Below are 15,398 nucleotides of genomic sequence, written 5' to 3'. Positions count from 1 at the left end.
CGAAATGGCTATGTGTTTCAAGGAATATCCTGATTTAATCATTGTTTTGTTTGAGGAAACCCAGAAACATTTGCGCGAAACGCTACTAGAAATCCAAGAAGAATGAGGATAAACATTACCCATGGAAAAGATACTACATCAAATGATTCCATCAGGATTGCTCCAATTGCACTCCCTCCACCGATAGCGAGGTTCCAAACAGTAACTAGCATTGATTGGGCAATATCTGCACCTTTTTTAGCATTATCTGCTATTGCTGTTTGCGTAAGTGTTGCTGCTCCTCCAAAAGTTAAACCCCATAAAGCTACAGCAATGTAAATGATAGTAGGGTGACTAATTCCGATACCTAATAATAATGATGCCAATCCAAATCCGGCTAGACTCATTAACACTAAAGTACGTAGTATACGCTCAATGAATATACCAATAGCCCAAATTCCAACTAAAGATGCAATACCGAAAACGAGTAAAACCAAATCAACTCGTTGCGCAAGACCTGCTTCGGAGAGGTATGGTCCGATATAAGTATAAAGTATGTTATGAGAAAGTATCCAAACTAATACAACAAATAAAATCGGACGAACCCCAGGGGTAATGAAAACCTTGAGCAGGGTCATTCGCTTTTCAGATGTTTGCCCAGGAAAGTCAGGGATTTTCCAGATAATCCATAAAATCAATAATACTGCTAAGAGTGACATTATTCCGAAAACAGATCTCCAGCCAACAAGGGAACCGAGAAATGCCCCAGCAGGAACACCAAAAGCTAATGCAAGAGGAGTACCAATCATGGCCACTGCCATTGCCCTTCCCTTAAGTAACTCTGGCGCCATAAGTCGTGCATATCCCGCGCTCATTCCCCACAGGACGCCTGCCGTTACACCCGCAAAGAATCGAGCTATTATAGTTAAGGTAAAACTAGAAGAAAGGGCTGTAATAGTATTAAATACAAGGAACCCAATAATACATAAAAGCAGCAAGGGTTTCCTATGCCACCCTTGTGTTGCAGTGGTTATAGGAATAGCTGCAATTAGTGAGCCAAGAGCATAAGCTGTAATAAGTTGACCTGCAAGAGATTCGGACACAGCGAGTCCTTCACTTATCTGTATTAATAAACCAGCTGGTATAGTTTCGGTAAGGATACATATGAACCCTGCCATAGCTAGTGCAATTAAACCGGCCCAAGGGAGACGTTCTGAAGGTATTGCAACAGATTTTTCATTTTGTTTAGTTAAATCATTATTATTCATTTATAAAAGACCTCCTGATTAGTTGATAGAATTAATTATACTAATGTCATTTTTGATTTTACATTTGATAATAAAGGTATTATTATGTATTTAGCTATAAAATTAATGTATTTTGATGATATTGCATTTGAAGTATAATATAATAATGTAGGAGGCATAGACACCTTACAATAGGATAGCTATTAATTGTGAAATGTCAGTATCGTATAAATGAAGGGGTGCTTAAATGGATAGTATTGATGCAGATATACTAATGCGTTTACAATCAGATGCTCGGTTGTCAATGACTTCCCTTGGAAAACTAATAGGATTATCTCAACCAGCAATAACAGAGAGGGTAAAAAGACTAGAAGAACAAGAAGTGATTAAGAGCTACAGAGCTATAGTTTCGAATGAAAAAGTTGGGAAAACCACTGTTGCGTTTGTCCTTTTCCGGACTACAAAGTGCAATAATTTCGTTGATTATTGTAAGCAGGCCTCACAAGTAGTAGAGTGTCACCGAATTAGCGGAGAATACAATTATTTGATTAAAGTAGTAGTTGAATCAACAAAGGAACTTGAATTATTTGAAAATGATAGTATGAAGTATGGCGATTCCACTACATTGATTTCCTTATCATCACCTATTGAAAACAAGTCATTGATACCAAATTTAAGTGTTGAGTAACAAGTAGAGAGGCTTTTCAATTTTTCCAGGGTGCTCCAATAGAAAACTTAATGAACATGCAGGATTTCAAATTACTGCTGTTTCTGCTTATCAAGTGATTTCATTGGATATATTAGAAAAGTATCTAGATGATTTTTCGGTTTTTGCAAATATATTACTATAAAATTAGCTACTGAAATGAATACAATATTGTGTTCATTTCAGCTTTTTTTGCTAATCAAAAAGAAGAAAGGTAGTGAAATTGATGATTACAGTGATCGGAAGTTTAAATATGGATTTAGTTGTACACATGGATACTTTTCCAAAACAAGGGGAAACCATTCTGGGCAATGCATTTCAAACGGTCCCTGGAGGAAAAGGGGCTAATCAAGCAGTTGCGGCAGCTCGTCTTGGCAGTGAAGTGGCAATGATTGGCTGTGTAGGTGAGGATTATTTTGGTAAGGCATTACAAGCCACTTTACAGCAGGAGCAGATTCAGACAGATGCGATTGTAACTAGTACTTCTTCTCCTACAGGCATTGCCAATATTCTTCTTTACAATGACGATAATCGAATCGTTGTTGTACCTGGAGCAAACTATGCGTTATCCCCATCTCACCTTGAAGCTTCTAAGGAATTGATACAAAAAAGTCAAATGGTAATCATACAGCTTGAAATCCCAAAAGAGACGACAGCCTACGCCATTCAATTATGTAAAGAAGCAGGTGTTTCTGTCCTATTAAATCCTGCACCAGCAGCCAATTTTGATGTGCAGTGGATGGAGGATATTAGCTATTTAACGCCAAATGAAACAGAATGTGCTGAAATTTTTAATGAGCCGTTCGAGCAACTTTTAGAAAAGTATCCTAATAAAATAATTTTGACACGAGGTAGTGATGGTGCATGTTATTTCGATGGCTCCTATCCAATCCATGTACCAGGCTATATGACGACAGCTGTGGATACAACTGGAGCAGGAGATACGTTTAATGGGGCATTAGCCTATGCTTTAGTAGAGGGACAATCGTTGGATGAGGCCGTATACTTCGCCAATATTGCTGCTTCCTTGTCTGTAGAAAAATTTGGTGCACAAGGCGGCATGCCAACACTTGGCGCTGTTTACGCTCGGATGGCTGGAGTAGAGGAATAGACTTCATTTAGGAGAAAGGTCATTGCAATAGAAAAACAGAGGTAAATAAAAATGATAATACCTCATGCTTCTATTAAAATTAGTAGAATTCAGAGGGGTACGCTGTTCCCTTTAGTCCGAGTAACCGCTCATATATGGAGCAGACATCGAATAAGTATAAGGATGAATTCCTATTTACTATATAATCACATAAGTACATTGTCCTCTTTTCATCAATCCATGTATTAGAAAAGCCATGGTTTCCTTTATAATAGTTTTATAGATACATACGAAAAGAGGTTTTGAGGATGACGAACATTGACAACACGCCAATCGAATATACAACCTCAGCGAATAATATTTTGCCACAATTTGTTGATCACCTGCGACATTTGTATGGCATCATTGTGCAAAATACATATGTGAAAGATACAGCGAAACATTTAAATCGGATTATTCAAGATGCCAATAACCAAACGATGATCTTAGTAGTCGGAAAAGAGAGAGTGGGCAAAACGACACTTGTCAATGGGCTTCTTGGACGTGAAATATTATCAGTTGATGATCAGCATCCAACAGGTGTAAATACATTTATACGCTATGGTGAACAAGAAGAGATTAAAGCCTATTTTTTAGATGGCGTTGTAGCTATATTTGATATGAGTAAACTAGAGCTACTGACAACTGGTGATACGTTTGCCTCTCAGATTTTACGGGAACATTTAGATTATCTTGAAGTCTATTTGAAAAATGATTTATTAAAATCGGTAACTATTATCGATTCTGTCTCATTAGAAGCAGGTGGAGGCGAAATGGCTTATTTCTCAGAAGCGCTTATGAACCGTGTCGATGAAATTTTCTGGGTGCTGCGTGCGGGTTCTATGGCGATTGATGCCGAACTATTATTGATAGATGCATTAAAAAATAAAGGGGTAGAACCTTTATGTGTCATCAATGGCATTGATATCGATGAGCATGCTACAGCATTTATGAGCTCAGAACAACAACGTATTGGTCATTTAATGAGTGATTTTGTAGCGGTTTCAGCAACCGATGCACTAGAAGCCAAACAAACGGACAACCAGGAGCTTTGGCAAAAAAGCCAGTACGATCATTTAATTGCCCACATCCATCGTGTGGCTGAAAATAGTGATAAAAAAACCTACGCCATCTTAATCCGCTTCTTGCAATGGCTTGAACGATTCCGCTTCGAATTAACTGTAATTCCACAACGTGATCCTTTTCAATCTGCTGTAGAGAATATTGAGAAATATGCAGGCGATACCCAATATGAATTTTCTCGCTATCAACGGGATTTAGCAATTGTTAAAGAATATGAGCAAGAATACGAGCAGGTAGCGAATACATTTAAACAAGTTCAAACATTATATCAGCTGTTACAAACGATCTCGCTACATGATTATTTACAGGATGATAAGGTGGAAGAGTTTACTGAAATGGCTGTGTATTACCAACAAATGTTACGGGAATATCGCAACATGCATAGTGAATATTCCCGTGAATATGAGCGCTTGGATGCGCAGCATAAAAAAATTCATGGCAAAGGGCTTATGAAAGCTATTTTTGGTCAGCATACACAAAATGAATTTTTCAAAGAGCGAGTTCAAAAATTAAATGAGCAGCAATTGGATTGTGTCGCTCAATATGACAAAGTACAGCAAGCGGAAGCCACTGTATTACAAATGATGCAAGGTATACAAGCCTATTTAGTGGATTTAGTGAAAGAGCGCATGCATCGTATTGAACAAAAAGTACAAGAATTAAATCAACAACGTGCAAAAGAGAAGCGCCAATTAAAGCGTTATGCTGAAAAGTTAAACGAATTTTCTTGCTTAATTGAAGCGCAGGGTTATATTAAAGAGCAGCTTCAACCATTTTTAATGAACGAGCAAATGCCGCTGAAAACGAAGGATCTTGAAATGCTAGAGGAAACTGTTCAGGCTATTCTAGCTATTGATTTATCCAACAAAGGCTTACTTGCACGAAGTCAAATGCATAATAAAATGGAAAGTATTGCAATACCTTTTGATGTGCAAGAAAAGTACGCACTACAAAGGCTTACGTTAAAAGAAGAAGATGTAAAATCAAACGATATACCAGAAATACCAAAGAAATTAGCTATTCAGTATGAAGAATAAGCCTTTGCAAAACGTTCTAAAAGTATAATCTTTTAGAACGTTTCATGTTGTTGAGAACAGGTGATGTCAACGGCAGCAGCAGCCATTTTGAAAGGCGAGGGATTGATGGCCGTTCTGCTTGCGTCCTTTTCAGGAAGCGTTCGATGAGCCGCTTCACTCACCATGTGTAAAAGTATCTGTTTCTTATCTTTTATCCAAGCCCTAGTAAACAAAATAGCCCATTATTTGTATGATTAGAGAAAGGATAGTCTCTTATTTTCAATATGGAAAAATGATGAATGATAACACCCCTCCATAAAGAGTAGTGAATACCCTTCACTTTATTTGAAAACCTTTGCTAAAAAGAAACATTTTTATGGAGTGGAAAGTAAGTAGCCTGCAACGGAAACCCATTTTCACCCTTCACAAAAATGCTATGGATGGTTTTGTTTTTCAACACTACGAAACATTTCATTCCATTTTTACGTATAAATAGGAAGGAGGGATAGACATGATTGACATTAAAGGTCGTTACACAGAGGCCAAAATTTATGCACAAACAGCATTGCAAACTGCCATCGAGCAAATTCAAGAGCTGACAGATCAGGCTTTCATGGCAGGTACTAAGGTACGGATTATGCCAGATTATCATGCGGGGAAAGGTTGTGTTATTGGCACAACCATTCAATTACAGGGTCGTGTTGTACCAAATCTTGTCGGTGTAGATGTAGGCTGTGGTGTATTAGTCGCTCAATTAAATGTATCGACAGTGGATTATGAAAAGCTCGATACCATTATTCGAACACATATACCAAGTGGGCAGGACATTCATCAAGAAGTATCACCCAATCGACATTTTTTAGAGTTTGAAGGTAAACAATTTCGAGCAAGCGGCTTGAAAGATGACTATACCAATCTATCATTAGGGACACTTGGTGGAGGCAATCATTTCATTGAATTGGCAAAGGATGAAGACAATCACTACTATTTATTGATTCATACAGGTTCACGCTATGTAGGGGCAAAGGTTGCCAATTGGCATCAAAAGAGAGCTTATGAAAATTTACGTCGACAAGATTTGACTGAAAAGATAGTAGAGCTTAAGCAGCAAGGACGGGAACAGGAGATTCAAACGATGATTCAAGCCTATAAGGAACAACACCCGCCAGTTCCGAAAGATTTAGCCTATTTAGAAGGTGAAGCTTTCCATGACTATATTCACGATATGAAGATTGCACAGCAGTTTGCACGTATGAATCGTTGGACGATTGCAGAAACGATTGCTAAACAGATGGATTGGCATTTTGTAGATACCTTTGATACGATCCATAACTATATTGAGACAGAAACAATGACCCTTCGTAAGGGGGCTGTTCGTGCTAATAAAGGAGAAAAGCTTGTCATCCCTATGAATATGCGAGACGGTTCTCTTATTTGTATTGGGAAGGGCAATGCAGAATGGAATTATTCAGCACCGCATGGAGCAGGGCGCATGTTCTCACGTCGAGCGGCTAAAAAAGCGTTGAATATGGAAGATTTTAAAGACACGATGAAAGGGGTTTGGACAACATCTGTTAACGAAGAAACATTGGATGAGGCACCAATGGCCTATAAGCCAATGGCAGAAATTACAGCTGCTATTGGGGAAACAGTGGATATTGTAAAAGTTATTCAACCCGTCTACAATTTTAAAGCGAGTGAAGCAGCTAAGCCCTATGAACGAAAGGGCTAAACCAATAATTGGTCTTCCCTATTACCATTATGCTATAAATGGTATAATATAGCTTTACAATGATGAAATGGGTGGTTTTTTTGGTATCTTCAAAAGATGTGGCAAAGCATGCTGGTGTCTCACAAACAACCGTGTCTAGGGTGTTGAATACGCCAGAGCTGGTAAAGCCAAAAACAATTGAAAAAGTAATGAAGGCGATTGAGGAACTAAACTATGTGCCAAATGATATAGCAAGATCGCTTGTTCAGAAAAAAACAGGCATTATAACATTGATTTCGGGGCCGTTACACAACCCTTTTTTTGTTGATACAACAACAGCAATCGTGAATTATGTTAATGCACGTGGCTATAAAGTCAATGTCTATTTTGGAACAGAGGATAATTTACATTCAATTTATAATGCGGTTTTGGAAACAAAAGCAGACGCGATCATTTTATCTTCTATGCTGTACCAAGATGATTTGTTTTTTAAACTAGAAAAACTAGGCATCCCGTTTATTATGTTTAATCGTAAGCATCAAGAAAATAGACATTTTGTAGAGATTGATAATGTGCATGCTGGTTATCTTGCAGCCAATCATGTTTTATCGTTAGGGCATCAATCCTTATGCTGGATAGGTGGGCCCCATCAAATGAGTACTTTTTATGGGCGCTATCAGGGATTTGAACGGGCCTTAAAGGAACATGGGATAGAGGCCAAAGCCGTGCCTACTTTTTTAACGAATACTAATAAAAAGGATATTGAACGTGCCTTTGAGGAACTTTTACAACTCGCTAGTAGACCAACAGCTATTTGCGCAGCTACAGATGCTATCGCTATTGAAATATTAAATCTTTGTTTGGAAAGAGGCTTTCAGGTTCCGAAGGATTTTAATGTCATAGGTATTGATAATGTCGAGCTGAGTAAACATCATTCTATTGCTTTAACAACAGTTGGTTTAACCACAGAGGAAAACCTTGGTTTTATGGCCATCGAAAAATTATTTGAGATCATGGAAAAAAAAAGTACTTGCATCCAGCAAACAGAGTCTGTTAAACTTTTCCCAAGAAATACAACGTGTAAAAATGAACTGATGTAATGTCAGTTTGTTTTTTACACCAAAATGGTTACGTATTCATTTCTTTATTTTCTGAAATGAATACGTAACCATAAAGAAAGGAGTGACACAAGTTTTGAAAAAGGGCTTATGGATCAACGGGGAATGGAAGATGACCGCTGACTGGATGGAGGTGCAAGCTCCTTACTCACAGGAAGTGATTGCACAATTTGCGATGGCTACTGAACAGGATGTACAGGAGGCCATTGAAAGTGCGCAGGCTACAGCTCCTCAAATGGCTGCTTTAACCGCTTTTCAACGCGCGGAGATATTGGAACATTTAGCCACGCTGTTTGCGGAACATCGGGAAGAAGCAGCAAGCATTATTTCATTGGAATCAGCGAAGCCGTTAAAGTATGCCTATGCAGAAATTGATCGCACCATTGAAACCTATAAATTTGCGGCTGAAGAAGCGAAGCGACTTACGGGTGAGATGATTCCGATGGATGCCTCGAAAAATGGAGAGGGGCGTTTTGCCTATACATTACGGGAACCAATAGGTGTAGTGGCAGCGATTACGCCATTTAACTTTCCGCAAAATCTAGTAGCCCATAAAGTAGGGCCAGCGTTAGCGGCAGGCAATACCATTGTGTTGAAGCCTGCCACACAAACAGCATTATCTGCTCATTTTTTAGCCAAGTTATTAGCCCAAACCAATTTACCAGCAGGAGCATTTAATCTTGTAACTGGACAAGGCAAATTAGTAGGGGATATGTTTTTAGCACATCCATACGTTAAAATGATAACGTTTACGGGAAGCCCTGCAGTAGGCATTTCCTTACGTAATCGAGCTGGTTTGAAAAAAGTAACATTAGAATTAGGCTCGAATGCAGGCGTTATTATTGATGAAGGAGTCCAACTCGACCGTATAATGGATCGCATTGTGATGGGAGCTTTTTCAAATCAAGGTCAAGTGTGTATTTCATTGCAGCGTATTTATGTTATGGAGAGTATGATTCACGAATTTTTATCGCTGCTGAAAGTAAAAATAGAACAGCTAATAATGGGTGATCCACTGGACAGCAAGACGGATTTAGCGACGATGATTTCACGAGCTGAACAACAGCGAGCCTATCAATGGATTGAAGAGGCAGTTGCGGAAGGGGCACAGATTATAACTGGTGGTCGCATTGAGAATCACATTTTATTACCTACTGTTTTATATAATGCTCAACCACAAAGCCGTGTGTCCTGTGAGGAAATCTTTGCACCTGTCGTTACGGTGAATACAGTCTCATCGATAGAGGATGCGATAGTAGCTATCAATGATTCCCATTATGGCTTACAGGCAGGGATTTTTACACCTTCTATTGAGATTGCTTTCCAAGCCACGAAATCATTACAGGTTGGCGGTGTCATTATTAATGATGTTCCGACGTATCGTGTAGATCATATGCCATACGGTGGTGTGAAGGAAAGTGGCACAGGTCGTGAGGGCATTAAATATGCAATAGAGGAAATGACGGAAATGAAGCTAGTAATTTGGAATAACCAATAATCACGAATGGAGATGGGAAACATGAAAATGATCAAACAACACCCAAAATTGTATGTAATGGACAATGGTACGATGCGAATGGATAAAAACTATATGATTGCCATGCATAATCCAGCAACGATCGATCATCCAAACCAACCAAATGAATTTGTGGAATTCCCTGTTTATACAGTGCTGATTGACCATCCAGAGGGTAAAATTCTCTTTGATACAGCGTGTAATCCAAATTCTATGGGGCCAGATGGCCGTTGGGGTGAATTTACGCAAAAGGCATTTCCTATTAATATGCCAGAAGAATGCTATTTGCATCATCGCTTAGAAGAATTAAACGTTCGTCCAGAGGACATCAAATATGTTGTCGCATCCCATTTGCATCTCGACCATGCAGGCTGCTTAGAATTGTTCACAAATGCAACAATTATTGTGCAAGAAGACGAATTTAACGGTACATTACAAACCTATGCACGAAACGTCAAAGACGGTGCGTATGTTTGGGGTGACATTGATATGTGGATTAAAAACAATCTACAATGGCGCCTAATTAAGCGTGGCGAGGATCAAGTGAAGCTAGCAGAAGGAATCCAAGTATTGAATTTTGGTAGTGGCCATGCTTGGGGTATGCTCGGTTTGCATATACAGATGCCCGATACAGGAGGCATCATTTTAGCCTCGGATGCTATTTATACGGCTGAAAGCTTTGGTCCTCCCGTTAAGCCACCAGGCATTATCTATGACTCTGTAGGCTATAATGCGACGGTTGAACGGATTCGAAGATTAGCAAATGAAACGAATTCACAAGTATGGTTTGGCCATGATCCTGTCCAATTTAAATCATTTAGAAAATCAACAGAAGGTTATTATGAATAGATAGGAGTAGAGAAGCCATGCATAAATTAACCTTTACACCTACAAGCTATACCGGCTGGGGAAGCTTAAGTCAGCTCCTGATAGAGGTAGAGAAATTGAACGCGCGCAATATTTTGATTGTGACAGATCCATTATTAAAAGAAATAGGGTTAACAGATCATGTTGAAAAACCTTTAATTGAAAAGGGGTATACAACCACTATTTATACGGAAATTGCACCAGAGCCACCGCTTGCCATTGGCGAAAAACTTGTAGATTTTACTCGAAATCATCAGTTCGATTTAGTCATTGGTGTAGGTGGGGGAAGTGCATTAGACTTAGCAAAGCTCGCTGCTGTATTAGCAACACATGAGGGACAAGTCGCAGATTATTTAAACCTAACAGGGACAAAAACATTGGACAATAAAGGGCTGCCCAAAATCTTAATTCCAACTACTTCTGGGACAGGCTCAGAGGTAACGAATATCTCTGTGCTATCACTCGACACAACGAAGGATGTCGTAACACATGATTATTTATTAGCAGATGTAGCAATTGTAGATCCAGCTTTAACGATTTCTTTACCACCAAAGGTAACGGCTGCTACAGGTGTGGATGCCCTCACACATGCCATTGAAGCTTATGTATCAGTGAATGCGAACGAGGTAACAGATGCCCTTGCCCTGCAAGCTATTCGATTAATTAGTCATTCGATTCGAACGGCTGTCCATGAGGGGCAAGATAAGCAGGCTCGAACAGATATGAGCTATGGCAGCTATTTAGCAGGCTTGGCATTCTTCAATGCTGGTGTAGCTGGTGTCCATGCGTTAGCCTATCCACTTGGCGGCCAATTCCATATTGCACATGGTGATTCCAATGCAGTGCTATTGCCATATGTTATGGGCTATATTCGTCAAAGCTGTGAAAAACGTCTGAAAGATATTTTAGATGCAATGGGTATAGCATCTGCCTATTTATCGCAAGAAGAGGCTTCCTATAAATGCGTCGACGCATTACAAAAACTCGTTCAAGATGTTAATATTCCTTCCACATTAAAAGGATTTAATATACCAGAACAAGCCTTAGAACAATTAACGGATGATGCAACGAAACAAACAAGAATTTTAGCACGAAGCCCGATGCTACTAGAACGAGAAGATATCTATGCTATTTATCGAGCTGCATTTGATGGAGAAGTTCGAGAGCCTAAACAATCATAATTAAGAAAAGAGAAACGTTGATTTTTGACGTTTCTTTTTTATGCAGATTATGATTTTTATTACGATCACCTACAGAATTAGCTGTAGTACAAAAATTAAGCTACGAAGCTTCTATGATGAAACTTCGTAGCTTTTGTCATTTCTTAGCTAATGATTCATGATTTAAAAAAAAACTATGTTTTATGCTTCAGCATCAGGTGTAAATGTACGCGAAGCTAATTCTGCATCTAGCATAAAGATAGCATTGGAGTCATTTTCAATACGCTCAATTTTGCGGATTAATGTATCGAATGTTGATTCTTCCTCTACCTGCTCATCGATAAACCATTTTAAGAATGCCATAGTCGCATGCTCACGTTCATCTAAAGCAATGTCTGATAAATTGTAAATGCGTCGTGTTACTTCTTTTTCGTGCGATAGAGCTGTTTTAAAGGCGTCTAAAATCGAATCAAAATGATTACCTGGGCTTTCAAAGCCTTGTATTGTTGCACGATAGCCCATATCACTTAAGAAATTATAAAATTTCATGGCATGGAAGCGTTCTTCTTCGGCTTGGACTAAAAAGAAGTTAGCGAAGCCATCATAATCTTGGTCTGTGCAATAGGCTGCCATTGCCATATAAGCATGGGCAGAGTAAAATTCAAAATTCATTTGTTCGTTAAGAGCTGTGTGTAATTTTTCAGATAACATAAAAGTTTTCCTCCTTTTGCAGTAAATGACTTCTTTACTAGTATACAGTGTAAAGGGGGTTACATACAAAAAATTTAATTTTCGAGGCAAATTGTGCAAAAGTTAATTGATATTAGTTCTCAATTAGAAAATTTGTACGTTTTCCTTTGAAGGAAATACGAAAACATCGCCTCGACATGAATCGAAGCGATGTTTTTTGTCTTATTGTTCTTGTTTCTTTTGGTTTTTGACACCGATTAAGTAGCCACCAAGTGCGATAGCAACTAAAACAATCCAGAAAATTGCTTTCCAAATAGTCGAGTGCGGGAATTCATGTGGAATCACGCCTAATTTCTCATGTGCCAGTGTTAACACAGCTAGTTTCACACCAACCCAACCAACAATTAGAAAGGCAGCTGTTTCAAGCGATGGGAATTTATCAAGAACTTTCACAAACCAACGAGCTGCGAAACGCATCATGATCACACCAATAATACCACCTAAGAACATAACAGCAAACTGACCTGCATTAATGCCACCGATATCAAAATCACCGATATGTGGTAGTGTGACAGCAATCGCTACCGCTGCTAAAATAGAGTCTACTGCGAATGCAATATCAGCAAGCTCTACTTTTACAACCGTCATCCAGAAGCCAGATTTCTTTTTAGGCTCTTGTACTTCCTCGGAGTTTTGCGAGGCTTTCCGGGAATCATAAATATGCTTTATTGACATAAACAATAAATAAGCAGCACCAATTGCCTGAATTTGCCAGAAATTAACGAGTGTTGTAATAAGGAATAGTGCGGCAAAGCGGAAAATAAATGCCCCAACTAATCCATATAATAAAGCTTTTTGTTGTTGAGCTTTTGGTAAATGCTTAACCATAACAGCCATTACGACAGCATTGTCAGCAGCTAACAAACCTTCTAGTACGATTAATACGACAAGTACCCATGCGTATTCTAAAATAATTGCCTCCAAATGTATTTCCTCCTTTAATTGTTGAACAGAAATGAATGGCTTGCTAACTTATTCTTTCCCTATTTTAAGCAAAAGAAAAAGACCTCTGCCTAAAAAACAGGCAAAGGTCTTGCTAAGCAATTAACTGTTCATTCCACAGAATAAATTCTGTGTGACAAAAAATGCCAACACACCCGATGGTAAGATACCATGTAATGACGAATGTGAAATCAGATGCATCGATCGCATCTGCTAGCTACTCCCCTTTGACAATAAAGTCAAAAGCTATTCAATTCTTACTTTTATAATAGCATGTGACAAAATGAAAGTAAATAAAAATATACTGCTATGGGGAAAAAATACTTTTCCGTTACCATTGCACAAATGGTACTATTAAAAGATAGGCGAAATTTTTACAACTTAGAAAGGAGACAAACATGTATAGAAAATTTTTTTCCTATTACAAGCCACATAAACGATTGTTTGTCATCGATTTTTCGAGTGCTATTATTGTAGCCATTTTAGAGCTTGCCTTTCCGTTAGCTGTACAGTGGTTTATCGATGAACTGTTGCCATCAGGGGATTGGGGCATGATTGTAAAAGTGAGTGTGTTATTGCTGCTTGTATATGCCATTAGTACTTTTTTGAACTTTATCGTCAACTATTTAGGCCATAAACTTGGCATTAATATTGAAACAGATATGCGACAGGAATTATTTACACATGTACAAAGACAATCATTCCGTTTCTTTGATAATACAAAAACAGGTCATATTATGAGTCGTATTACTAACGATTTATTTGATATAGGGGAGTTTGCTCATCACGGGCCAGAGGATTTATTTATAGCGATTATGACCTTTATTGGGGCCTTTGCTATTATGTTTAATGTGAACCCAACGCTCGCTTTGATTGCAGTGATTATGGTGCCGTTTTTAACATGGCTAGTGACCTTTAGTAATGTCAAAATGAATAATGCATGGAAAACGATGTACGGAAAAATTGCTGATGTCAATGGACGTGTGGAGGACAGTGTATCCGGTGTGCGCGTCGTAAAATCCTTTACTAATGAAGCTTTTGAAATTAGCCGATTTAAAGAACAGAATGGATTTTTCCGTGCGGCAAAATTATATGCCTATAAAATAATGGCAGGAACACACTCCAGTATCTACATGATGACACGCCTTTTAACATTAGTGGTACTTGTTGTCGGTGCTTGGTTAAGCTTTAATGGAAAGCTTTCTTACGGTGAACTAGTAAGCTTTGTCTTATATACGAATGTTTTGATTAAACCAATTGATAAAATTAGTGCATTATTAGAGCTTTATCCTAAAGGGATGGCTGGCTTTAAGCGCTTCCGTGAATTAATTGAGCAGGAGCCAGAAATTCAAGATCGTGAGGATGCCAAGGTTATCAAGCACTTAGCAGGTGATATCGCATTCAACAATGTTCATTTTAATTATGATGCATCGAAACAGGTTTTACGTGATCTATCATTTGATGTAAAAGCTGGACAAACCATTGCCTTTGTTGGACAATCAGGTGCGGGTAAAACAACGATTTGTTCGTTAATTCCTCGATTTTACGAGGTGACAGAAGGTGCTATTACGATAGATGGTATTGATATTCGCAATATGACGCAGGCTTCATTACGTGCTCAAATTGGTATCGTACAGCAGGATGTCTTTTTATTTACAGGGACGATTCGTGAAAACATTGCCTACGGAAAATTAGACGCAAGTGAAGCAGAAATTCGAGAGGCAGCGAAAAAGGCCCATTTACAATCATTTATTGCAGAGCTGCCAGATGGCTACGACACGCAAATTGGTGAACGTGGCTTGAAATTATCAGGGGGTCAAAAGCAACGATTAGCAATTGCTCGTATGTTCCTGAAAAACCCACCGATCTTAATTTTAGACGAGGCAACTTCTGCATTAGATACAGAAACAGAAATGATTATCCAGCAATCGTTAACAGAGCTAGCTGAAAATCGCACAACATTAGTTATTGCTCACCGATTGGCAACTATTCGGAATGCAGACCGCGTGCTAGTTGTGACATCGAACGGTATTGAAGAAGATGGTACATATGATGAGCTAGTGGCTCAAAATGGACTTTTTGCGAAGCTTCATCATATTCAATTTCGTAAGGGACAATCGGAACAAAACAAACAACAAGATTTTGTTGAACTAACGTAGAGAAATGGGGAGATT

The 15,398-nt window shown here is 38.6% G+C and carries 12 protein-coding genes; 9 read left to right on the top strand and 3 right to left on the bottom strand.

What is annotated here, in order from left to right; all coding sequences use genetic code 11:
• Positions 1-38: 38 nt before the first annotated feature.
• Entirely contained in the window at positions 39-1,247 is a 1,209-nt protein-coding gene (locus AC6BKE_RS21145) for an MFS transporter (protein WP_101966764.1), read from the bottom strand.
• A 226-nt stretch (positions 1,248-1,473) separates the two neighbouring features.
• On the opposite strand from AC6BKE_RS21145, the gene AC6BKE_RS21140 reads away from it, so the two are divergent.
• The 8 genes from AC6BKE_RS21140 to AC6BKE_RS21105 all read left to right on the top strand — a co-directional run bounded on the left by AC6BKE_RS21140 (position 1,474) and on the right by AC6BKE_RS21105 (position 11,553).
• Positions 1,474-1,914, top strand: a complete 441-nt coding sequence (locus tag AC6BKE_RS21140; protein ID WP_271910166.1) for an Lrp/AsnC family transcriptional regulator — start codon at positions 1,474-1,476, stop codon at positions 1,912-1,914.
• A gap of 244 nt (positions 1,915-2,158) precedes the next feature.
• A complete protein-coding gene (gene rbsK / locus AC6BKE_RS21135; protein WP_271910164.1) occupies positions 2,159-3,043 on the top strand; it encodes a ribokinase in 885 nt (294 codons plus the stop codon).
• A 287-nt stretch (positions 3,044-3,330) separates the two neighbouring features.
• Complete coding sequence (locus AC6BKE_RS21130; RefSeq protein WP_101966763.1) at positions 3,331-5,181, top strand: dynamin family protein; 1,851 nt, start codon at positions 3,331-3,333, stop codon at positions 5,179-5,181.
• Between the two features lie 490 nt (positions 5,182-5,671).
• A complete protein-coding gene (locus tag AC6BKE_RS21125) occupies positions 5,672-6,892 on the top strand; it encodes an RtcB family protein (protein WP_036128319.1) in 1,221 nt (406 codons plus the stop codon).
• Between the two features lie 71 nt (positions 6,893-6,963).
• The gene (locus AC6BKE_RS21120) at positions 6,964-7,971 is read left to right on the top strand and encodes a LacI family DNA-binding transcriptional regulator (protein ID WP_231745076.1); all 1,008 of its coding nucleotides are present in this window, start codon (positions 6,964-6,966) and stop codon (positions 7,969-7,971) included.
• Positions 7,972-8,065: 94 nt separating this feature from the next.
• Positions 8,066-9,487 carry an aldehyde dehydrogenase family protein gene (locus AC6BKE_RS21115; RefSeq protein ID WP_499857940.1) on the top strand — a complete coding sequence of 474 codons (1,422 nt, stop codon included), beginning with the start codon at positions 8,066-8,068 and terminating at the stop codon, positions 9,485-9,487.
• Positions 9,488-9,508: 21 nt separating this feature from the next.
• Entirely contained in the window at positions 9,509-10,354 is an 846-nt protein-coding gene (gene ahlS, locus AC6BKE_RS21110; protein WP_371327981.1) for an AhlS family quorum-quenching N-acyl homoserine lactonase, read from the top strand.
• 17 nt (positions 10,355-10,371) lie between these two features.
• Entirely contained in the window at positions 10,372-11,553 is a 1,182-nt protein-coding gene (locus tag AC6BKE_RS21105) for an iron-containing alcohol dehydrogenase (RefSeq protein WP_058844550.1), read from the top strand.
• 180 nt (positions 11,554-11,733) lie between these two features.
• Here AC6BKE_RS21105 and AC6BKE_RS21100 read toward each other — a convergent pair whose 3' ends face one another.
• Positions 11,734-12,243 carry a ferritin gene (locus tag AC6BKE_RS21100; RefSeq protein ID WP_036123519.1) on the bottom strand — a complete coding sequence of 170 codons (510 nt, stop codon included), beginning with the start codon at positions 12,241-12,243 and terminating at the stop codon, positions 11,734-11,736.
• Positions 12,244-12,444: 201 nt separating this feature from the next.
• Entirely contained in the window at positions 12,445-13,206 is a 762-nt protein-coding gene (locus tag AC6BKE_RS21095; protein ID WP_036123522.1) for a TerC family protein, read from the bottom strand.
• A gap of 416 nt (positions 13,207-13,622) precedes the next feature.
• Here AC6BKE_RS21095 and AC6BKE_RS21090 point away from each other — a divergent pair, with 416 nt between their 5' ends.
• Positions 13,623-15,383 (top strand): ABC transporter ATP-binding protein, encoded by a 1,761-nt coding sequence (locus tag AC6BKE_RS21090; protein WP_271910157.1) that lies wholly within the window; start codon positions 13,623-13,625, stop codon positions 15,381-15,383.
• The last annotated feature ends 15 nt before the right edge of the window (positions 15,384-15,398 follow it).

The sequence above is a fragment of the Lysinibacillus sp. COL-1 genome, from assembly GCF_059814265.1.
Note: the sequence above shows the minus strand (reverse complement) of the source record. Positions and strands in the feature narration are given on the sequence as shown.

Coding starts and splice junctions, on each gene's coding strand:
- AC6BKE_RS21090 (WP_271910157.1), top strand. CDS start 13,623: ATGTATAGAAAATTTTTTTCCTATTACAAGCCACATAAACGATTGTTT.
- AC6BKE_RS21105 (WP_058844550.1), top strand. CDS start 10,372: ATGCATAAATTAACCTTTACACCTACAAGCTATACCGGCTGGGGAAGC.
- AC6BKE_RS21145 (WP_101966764.1), bottom strand. CDS start 1,247: ATGAATAATAATGATTTAACTAAACAAAATGAAAAATCTGTTGCAATA.
- AC6BKE_RS21140 (WP_271910166.1), top strand. CDS start 1,474: ATGGATAGTATTGATGCAGATATACTAATGCGTTTACAATCAGATGCT.
- rbsK (WP_271910164.1), top strand. CDS start 2,159: ATGATTACAGTGATCGGAAGTTTAAATATGGATTTAGTTGTACACATG.
- AC6BKE_RS21130 (WP_101966763.1), top strand. CDS start 3,331: ATGACGAACATTGACAACACGCCAATCGAATATACAACCTCAGCGAAT.
- ahlS (WP_371327981.1), top strand. CDS start 9,509: ATGAAAATGATCAAACAACACCCAAAATTGTATGTAATGGACAATGGT.
- AC6BKE_RS21100 (WP_036123519.1), bottom strand. CDS start 12,243: ATGTTATCTGAAAAATTACACACAGCTCTTAACGAACAAATGAATTTT.
- AC6BKE_RS21125 (WP_036128319.1), top strand. CDS start 5,672: ATGATTGACATTAAAGGTCGTTACACAGAGGCCAAAATTTATGCACAA.